This window comes from Lyngbya aestuarii BL J (genome assembly GCF_000478195.2).
Taxonomy (GTDB): domain Bacteria; phylum Cyanobacteriota; class Cyanobacteriia; order Cyanobacteriales; family Microcoleaceae; genus Capilliphycus; species Capilliphycus aestuarii.
In genome coordinates, this window is record NZ_AUZM01000246.1 from 1 (window position 1) to 1,061 (window position 1,061).

The 1,061-nt window shown below is 40.3% G+C and carries 1 protein-coding gene; it reads right to left on the reverse strand.

Translation table 11 applies throughout. The features are described from left to right. Positions 1-194 precede the first annotated feature (194 nt). Positions 195-605, reverse strand: coding sequence for an AbrB/MazE/SpoVT family DNA-binding domain-containing protein (locus tag M595_RS27850; protein WP_023069744.1), 411 nt, complete (start codon positions 603-605; stop codon positions 195-197). Positions 606-1,061: the final 456 nt, after the last annotated feature.

Sequence of the window (1,061 nt, forward strand, 5' to 3'; positions counted from 1 at the left end):
GATTATTGAACAGTTATTGCATTCTGTCTCGATTCCCTAGTTTGAAAGCAATTAATACGGTTAGGCTGGCGATGACTAACGTTCGGTCAAAACCAGCCAGAATGATGATGCGCGACGCCGATTTTCCAGAATCAGGAATCGATTGTATTTAATCCCGCTCGGAAAAATAGAAGTCGAAAACGATACTGTGCCAGTTATGACGCTTCGAGTTCTTCTCCCGGTTCGACTTGTCTGAGATGAATATGTTTACGGCCTAAAGAAATTTCAAATTCATCACCGGGTTCCAGATCCATTTGTTTGGTATAAGCTGCACCAATTAATAAATTTCCATTTGACTGTACACTAATTCGATAGCTTGCCGAGCGTCCGCCTCGTCCATTTCCGAGTTGCTTACCATCTAACTCGATTCCTTCTGCATCAATCAGAGCATTCAGGAATTTCATCATGTTGACTCGCTCAACCCCATTTTTTGTGAGGGTGTAGTAACCACATTCTCTTGCTTTCTCTTCTTTGTTGAGATGTTCGAGATCTTTAACTTTTCTCAGTAAAGCTTCACCGATCAGGGGTTGAGGTTGAACATCTGTTCTTTTTTGTTGTTTAGCCATTAATTGGTTCCTTCGACATTCGACAATAAGGTTTTGGCTTTTCTTCGGGCTGACAATTAAGTTGCCCAAAGACATTAGCTAAATATGTGCTTGTGAGACTATATTACACGAATTAAGCAAATTATTCATCACTATTTTAATTTTTTTACTAGATGTAATCGGTTTAAAGCAATTGGCTTGAACCCTTAGCCATCGACGATACTCTCTCAAGCGTTGTGCGATCACCTGTTCGAGTCACGAACAGAAAGGCGAACAACAGTTTTAGTAAATCGACTGACTCAACTTTTGGATCAAGCTGTATATATAAAGTGAGTCTGTAGCGTCCATCATTCTCTGTCGTCTGACATTTGATCAAGGGTTATTCCATTGAGTAAGATCAAGTGGGTCTTCTTCGTCTGTATGTGCTTTCTTGGGCTAAACTAAATGCTGAAGTTGCCGATTTTTTCAGGGAAGGAT

Excerpts from the sequence above, each read along its gene's own strand:
- M595_RS27850 (WP_023069744.1), bottom strand. The coding sequence starts at position 605 with ATGGCTAAACAACAAAAAAGAACAGATGTTCAACCTCAACCCCTGATC.